We start from the raw sequence: 6,431 nt of genomic DNA on the forward strand, positions 1-6,431 counted from the left end.
TCGCCCCTAAATGTCCCAATGCAGGTTCAGTTCGCCTCCGATCCATCCATCGACTTGATTGGGCAAAAGCGTACCAGGGTGGTGCGGCGTGCCCGACGCGCTGTGAATGTCATCAGGCACACCGCTTTTCTCCGCGCTGATGGTGTGTGGCTCGGCGAACCGGACCCGTAGGCTGGGCTGTGTCCACCAATACGGCATCTAACTCATCCTCGGCTACTTCTATCGAATCAGCAATCGCGGACCGGTTGGGTTAGCCGCGGGGACGGAGCCTAACCCGACCAGGAAAATAACCACAGAGGGCACGGAGAAAACAGAGAATTTTCTCTGTGTCTCTGTGGTGTAAACCCGTAAGTGTAAAAATCTGGGAGGTCGCCCACCCGGATTCGAAACTCGCCCTGCCGCGCTCAGGTCCGCAGCAGTTTGACTCAAACCGGCTACAACCAGTAGACGAATACGAACAGTCCCAGCCAGACCACATCGACGAAGTGCCAATACCAGGCCACGGCCTCGAAGGCGAAGTGGTTGTGGGGCGAAAAGTGGCTCTTCATCGCCCGGACGAGGATGACCATGAGCATGACCGTACCCATGGTAACGTGGAAACCGTGGAAACCGGTCAGCATGTAAAAGGTCGAACCGTACACGCCGGATTTCAGCGTCAGATTCAACTCGCCGTAGGCATGGTAATACTCATAGGCCTGCATCCCGACGAAGATCAGACCCAGGGCGATGGTCGCGGCCAGACCCCGCACGAGCTTTTTCTGGTTATGTTCCTTCAGTCCCCAGTGGGCCCAGGTCACAGTAGCACCGGAGGTGAGCAGGATCAGGGTATTGAGCGCCGGTATGCCCCAAGCCCCCATGGGTTTGAACTCACCCCCTAGCTGCCCCGGTCCCGCGCTCGGCCACATCGCCTCGAACTGCTTATAGAGGATCTCGTGGGTGACTCCGAGATAGCCCTCGCCGCCGAGCCAGGGCAGGGCGATATCCCGGATGTAGTAGAGGGCACCGAAGAAGCTCAGAAAGAAGAAGACCTCGGAGGCGATGAACCAGAACATGCCCTGGCGGAAGGAGCTATCCACCTGCTCGTTGTACCTATCCGCGAGGTTTTCCTTGATCACCACGCTGAACCAGCCGTAGAACATGACCATCAACAGGACGAAACCGGCCAGGACCATCCAGACGCCGGCACCGACCGCGTTGATCGTCAGGGCGGTTCCCGACAGCATAAGGAATATCGACAGCATGGCGACGATCGGCCAGGGGCTGGAATCCGGGATGTAATAGTCAGTGGGACCGTGATGGGCAGCGCTACTCATCCTTATCTCTTCCTCTTATAGGGTTAGGGGCGATTGACATTCTCGTTCAGTTTCATGGCCGCGAGCGAGTCGGGATCAATCGGAGACCCGCAGCACGCTATAGGACAGGGTGAGCGAGTTGATGTCCGCGGGTAGATCGGGCGACACGGAGAAGCGCAAGGGCATCTCGGTGATCGCGTTACCCGCGAGGGTTTGCCGATTGAAGCAGAAACATTCCATTTTGGCGAAGAAGCCGGTGGCCTGCCACGGGGCAATGCTCGGGATGGCCTGGCCCGTAATCTCCTGTCCCGAGCGGTTTTCGGCGATGAACTTCACGAGATAATGCTCTCCCGGACGCACGCGCAGCCTGCGCTTCATCGGCTCGAGGCGCCAGGGTAGATTCGGGTGGATAGTGGTATCGAACTTCACCGTCACCCAGCGGTCCTGTACCACGCCGGTAGCAGCCGCCCGCGCCGCCCCGGCACCGATGGTGGCCCGCTGTCCCACCGATTGCACGCCGGTCACTTTGCACAGCAAACCGTACAAGGGGACCATGGCGAAACCGAAACCGAACATGCCGACGGCTAATCCCATCAGCAGGAGCAGGGTACGTCGCTTGCGCCGCTCGACGTCGCTCATTGGGCACCGGTGACGGCCAGCTCGAACAGGCCCTTCCAGAAGGGGATGGAACTCAGCAGCATGAACAGGGCAAAGCCCGCCAGGACCCAGGCCAGGCGCAGGTTCTTGCGGCGTCGCTGGGGGGGGTTATCGGCGCTCATCATAAGGATCAAGTTCATTCAAAAGGCGGCAGGTACTTCTCCTACCCGCCGCCCATGGGTCATCAGGAGGCGGCGAGCTTAGGCGGCGTGGTCCAGCTATGGAACGGAGGCGGTGAAGGCAGCTCCCACTCCAAACCTTTGGCACCTTCCCATGCCTTGTTCTCCGCCTGCTTACCGCCGCGGACGGTCTTGATGACGATGTAGAGCAACAGCAAGTGGCTCAGGCCGAAGACGATACCACCGATGCTGGAGATGACGTTGAACTCGGTAAACATCGCATGATAGTCGACGATACGCCGCGGCATTCCGGCCAGGCCGATGAAGTGCTGCGGGAAGAAGGTGATGTTGAAGCTGATGACATTGATCCAGAAGAAGAGCTTGGCCAGCTTCTCATCGTACATGTGTCCGGTCCATTTGGGCAGCCAGTAGAAGACGCCCGCAAACAACCCGAACACCGCGCCGGGCATCAACACATAATGGAAGTGGGCCACCACGAACATGGAATCGTGGTACTGCATATCCGCCGGCACCACTGCCAGCATGATGCCGGTCAGGCCGCCGAAGGAGAACATGAGCAGGATGCCGATCGCGAACAGCATGGGGGTCTCGAAGGTCATGGCCCCTCGCCACATGGTCGCGATGTAATTGAAGACCATCAGCCCCACCGGGATGGAGATGATGATGGTGCCGATCATAAAGTAGCTGACCGCCCCCAAGGACATGCCGATGGTGTACTGGTGATGGGCCCAAACCACCATGCCGATGATCATGATGGCGATCATGGCGCCCACCAGGGAGGAGTATCCGAACAGGGGCTTACGGGAGAAGGTCGGCACCACGGAGGCCAGCACCCCCATGGAGGGCAGGATCAGGATGTAGACCTCGGGATGACCGAAGAACCAGAACAGGTGCTGGAACAGCACCGGATCGCCGCCGCCGGCGGCGTTGAAGAAGCTGGTGCCGAAGTGACGGTCGAAGAGCAGCATGGTTATCCCGCCGGCCAGGACCGGAATCACCAGAATCAGCAGGAAGGCGGTCACCAGCCAGGTCCAGACGAAGATCGGCATCCGCATCATCGTCATGTTCGGGACCCGCATGTTGAAGATGGTGACGATGATGTTGATGGACGCCAGCACCGAGGAGATACCCAGCATATGGAGGGCGAAGATCAGGAAATCCATGGACATGCCGACCTGGACCGACAGTGGCGGATAGATGGTCCAGCCGGTGTTGATCTGGGTGCCGCCACCGGGGAAGAAGGGCACGATGAAGGACAGGATGAGCATGGTGGCCGCCGCCGGCAGGATCCAGAAGCTCAGGTTGTTGAGCCTAGGCAGGGCCATGTCCGGCGCCCCGATCATGAGCGGGATCATCCAGTTGGCCAAACCGGCCGCCGCCGGCATGACGGCACCGAAGATCATGATCAAGGCGTGATTGGTTACCAGGTTGTTATAGAGATCCGGCTCTAGGAGTTGCAGCCCGGGCAGAAAGAGCTCGACCCGAATCGCCATGGCACTCACGCCCCCGGCGAACAGCATGGTAAAGGCGAATATCAGGTACATGGTCCCGATATCCTTGTGGTTGGTGGAGAACAACCAGCGCTTGAGGCCCTTGGGTGGCCCGTGGTGTTCATGCTCCCCGTGGTGTTCGAGGTCGATAGTTGCGGTGCTCATGGCAAGCTTCCTCTCCGGTAAGGCCTGATTTGAATTCATTAAACGATCAATAGAGTATGAAACCCCCAATCGGCCACTATTTGACGGCCAAGGTGCGGGCGGCCTTTATGTCACGTGGCTGCACCAGATCACCCTTATCGTTGCCCCAGGCATTACGCTCGTAAGTGATGATGGCGGCAAGCTCGAGATCGGTGAGGGTATTCCAGGCCACCATCGCCGTCCCTTCCTTGCCGTTGAGGACAATATCCAGGTGCTCAGGGATAGGTCCGGTCACGATGGCGCTGCCGACGAGTCCCGGGAAGGCGGGCGGCAGGCCCTTCCCCGTGATCTGGTGGCAGGAGGCACACTTGGTGTTGTAGGCGGCCCGCCCCTTCGCCATCAATTCCTCCATGGTCCAGTCTTTGTCCATCGCGGCCTCGGCGGCGGCGGCCAGCATCGTCTGTTTCTGTCCTTCCATCCAAGCCTTGAATTTCGCTTCCGCGACCACCTCTACCTCGATGGGCATACGCGAGTGCCAGGTACCGCAGAGCTCGGCGCACTGCCCGGAGAAGCGGCCCTCGCGGGTGAGGTCGACCCAGGTCTCGGTCACATAGCCGGGGATGGCGTCCTTCTTCACTGCCAGCTCCGGGACCCAGAAGGCGTGGAGCACATCCGCGGAGGTGTGGAGAAAACGCACCTTCTTACCTACGGGCAACACCAGGGGGTTGTCGACGGCTCGCAGATAGCCGGCGGTATCCTCCCCGGCCTGATCTTCCGGGAGATAACGGCTCTCGACCCGGACCGGCTTCGGTTTACCGTCGATCTCGACGCTATGGTCCAGATACTCGTACTCCCACCACCACTGGTGACCGATGACCTTCACGTCCAGCAGATCCTCTCCCTTGGGCACCTCCCACACCTTCTCCAGCGTCTTCTGAGCGGAGCCGGCAATGGTCAAGTCGATCCCCAGCACCAGTATCGGCACGATGATCCAGGACCACTGGCCGAACCAGGTCTCATGGAAGCGTTGGTCGGCCCGGTACCCACGGCTCTTACGGTGGTAATACAGCGAATAACCCACGAAGGCGAAGATGATCACCAACAGCACCGTAGCAATAGCTGAGGTGAGCATATGGATATCGTAGATCTCCTGAGCCACACCGGCGGCAGGCTCAGGAAAATTCAGGGCCATCTCGGCACCGGCGGTACCGGCCCAACCGGCGAGGAGCGAAAATACGGATAGGGCGCCGAGGCGCTTGCTGATTGCTGCCATAGTTTCTCTCATTCGTTGATACACGCGCCGCTGGCGCAACCTGCCGCTCTCGCCCCATCGGAACCGAGAGGGGTACCCGACATGAGATCGGAACCGGCCGCCCGGCGAGTCCGATCCCGCGTTGAATCGGCCGTTCCGGTGCCGGGGAGAGATGGGGCGACGTGCGGCCGACCAAAACCCAGGCTATCGCCAAGCTCCACGGCCAGCTGCTCACGCTCCGCCTCGACCAACTTCGAGCCCACCTCCAGCCCCTTGCCGTGACAGCGCAAGAGGAGACGACTCGGGTACCAGCCGCGGGGATCGCGCCGCAGCTCGACCCGGGTCCAGTTGGCCGGCAGGCTGGCCACCTCTGTGAGTCGCCGCCCACCGCGCAGGACCCGGAGTACCGGACCCTCCACCTCGATCACCTCGCGGGTGTGGCCGGCAAGCGCACTCAGGTAGAAGCCGGCTACCAATACGAAGAGCTCAAGCCCTGCAAACGGCAGCACCAACCAGGCCCCCAATGCCGCGAAGTAGGCACCGAGCACGGCGAAGCAGGCGGTGAAAAACAGCAGAACGCGCTTGGTCGCCCGCCAACTAAGGGCGCAGTTGGGACGCACAAGAAACCGGTATCCGTCGGAACCCTGCGCTTGGGACACCGGCATTCGAGCACCCTCTCAGGCTTGCCGCATTGGCCGTAGAGGAAATGGCCAACGCCACGGCGACCCCGCCGGTAATCCGTTTTTCCCATGCTCAAAAGACACCGAACGACCCCCTTTGCTAAGATTCTGACTTTTACTAGCGAATCGGGAGATAGAAGAATGATCCAAGCCATAAAAAAATGCAACCATTTAGAAATATGTGAATTTTCTAACGGATGGGCCTAGCCTGCCAAGGCGCGCCTATCTCGTGATGCCGGAGCCCTCCTCGCCACCCATGGCGTCTATGCCGCTTTCTTGACCGCGAGCACCTCCCATACCTGCCACGCCTCAATGCCCATGTCCTTGGGCACGCTGCCGCTTTCCAACACCAAGGCAATGGCCAGCCCCATTCGGCCTTATAGCAGATAGCGGTCGATGCGACAAAATTTCATCGATCTTAAGGAATCACACCTTCGATGGTCTACCCGCAAGACGCAGCAGGAACCCGGAGACGCAAATGAGTCAGGCAACGGTCTTTATCAGCTACCGGCGTTGCGAGGACGACGCGAAGATACTCAATCGCCTGAAGACGTTCTTCGTCCCCTTGGAGCAAGAAGGACTGATCTGCGGCTGGACCGATCGTGACATCGAGGGCGGACAATACTGGGGCAAAGAGATCGATGCCGCGCTGGAACGTGCCAAGATTGGCGTGCTGCTTATCTCTTCGGATTTCCTGGCCTCGGAGTTCACTCGCCGTGGCCGTGGATCTGCCCGGCTGGATCCACCGCATGTTTGCGGGTGAAGCGATCAACAAC

7 protein-coding genes are annotated in these 6,431 nt (G+C 59.9%); 1 reads left to right on the forward strand and 6 read right to left on the reverse strand.

Annotated elements, in window-relative coordinates; all coding sequences use genetic code 11:
* Window positions 1–434: 434 nt before the first annotated feature.
* From E1958_RS16160 to E1958_RS16180, 6 genes are all read right to left on the reverse strand, one after another.
* On the reverse strand, window positions 435–1,313 hold the full coding sequence (locus E1958_RS16160; protein ID WP_133512791.1) for a cytochrome c oxidase subunit 3: 879 nt from the start codon (window positions 1,311–1,313) through the stop codon (window positions 435–437).
* Between the two features lie 75 nt (window positions 1,314–1,388).
* A complete protein-coding gene (locus E1958_RS16165; RefSeq protein ID WP_089729950.1) occupies window positions 1,389–1,931 on the reverse strand; it encodes a cytochrome c oxidase assembly protein in 543 nt (180 codons plus the stop codon).
* Window positions 1,928–2,089, reverse strand: coding sequence for a hypothetical protein (locus E1958_RS20455; protein ID WP_165741670.1), 162 nt, complete (start codon window positions 2,087–2,089; stop codon window positions 1,928–1,930). Before E1958_RS20455 ends, E1958_RS16165 begins: the two co-directional genes overlap by 4 nt.
* A gap of 44 nt (window positions 2,090–2,133) precedes the next feature.
* Window positions 2,134–3,744, reverse strand: coding sequence for a cytochrome c oxidase subunit I (gene ctaD / locus E1958_RS16170; RefSeq protein ID WP_133512792.1), 1,611 nt, complete (start codon window positions 3,742–3,744; stop codon window positions 2,134–2,136).
* Between the two features lie 76 nt (window positions 3,745–3,820).
* Window positions 3,821–4,996 carry a cytochrome c oxidase subunit II gene (coxB, locus tag E1958_RS16175; protein WP_133512793.1) on the reverse strand — a complete coding sequence of 392 codons (1,176 nt, stop codon included), beginning with the start codon at window positions 4,994–4,996 and terminating at the stop codon, window positions 3,821–3,823.
* Between the two features lie 8 nt (window positions 4,997–5,004).
* The gene (locus E1958_RS16180; protein ID WP_133512794.1) at window positions 5,005–5,640 is read right to left on the reverse strand and encodes a DUF2244 domain-containing protein; all 636 of its coding nucleotides are present in this window, start codon (window positions 5,638–5,640) and stop codon (window positions 5,005–5,007) included.
* Window positions 5,641–6,133: 493 nt separating this feature from the next.
* Between E1958_RS16180 and E1958_RS16185 the strand changes: the two genes are divergently transcribed.
* A complete protein-coding gene (locus E1958_RS16185) occupies window positions 6,134–6,418 on the forward strand; it encodes a toll/interleukin-1 receptor domain-containing protein (protein WP_133512795.1) in 285 nt (94 codons plus the stop codon).
* Window positions 6,419–6,431: the final 13 nt, after the last annotated feature.

The sequence above is a fragment of the Candidatus Thiosymbion oneisti genome (assembly GCF_004359955.1).
Lineage (GTDB): Bacteria > Pseudomonadota > Gammaproteobacteria > Chromatiales > Chromatiaceae > Thiosymbion > Thiosymbion oneisti.

Coding starts and splice junctions, on each gene's coding strand:
- E1958_RS16180 (WP_133512794.1), bottom strand. CDS start 5,640: ATGCCGGTGTCCCAAGCGCAGGGTTCCGACGGATACCGGTTTCTTGTG.
- E1958_RS16185 (WP_133512795.1), top strand. CDS start 6,134: ATGAGTCAGGCAACGGTCTTTATCAGCTACCGGCGTTGCGAGGACGAC.
- E1958_RS16165 (WP_089729950.1), bottom strand. CDS start 1,931: ATGAGCGACGTCGAGCGGCGCAAGCGACGTACCCTGCTCCTGCTGATG.
- E1958_RS16160 (WP_133512791.1), bottom strand. CDS start 1,313: ATGAGTAGCGCTGCCCATCACGGTCCCACTGACTATTACATCCCGGAT.
- coxB (WP_133512793.1), bottom strand. CDS start 4,996: ATGGCAGCAATCAGCAAGCGCCTCGGCGCCCTATCCGTATTTTCGCTC.
- E1958_RS20455 (WP_165741670.1), bottom strand. CDS start 2,089: ATGAACTTGATCCTTATGATGAGCGCCGATAACCCCCCCCAGCGACGC.
- ctaD (WP_133512792.1), bottom strand. CDS start 3,744: ATGAGCACCGCAACTATCGACCTCGAACACCACGGGGAGCATGAACAC.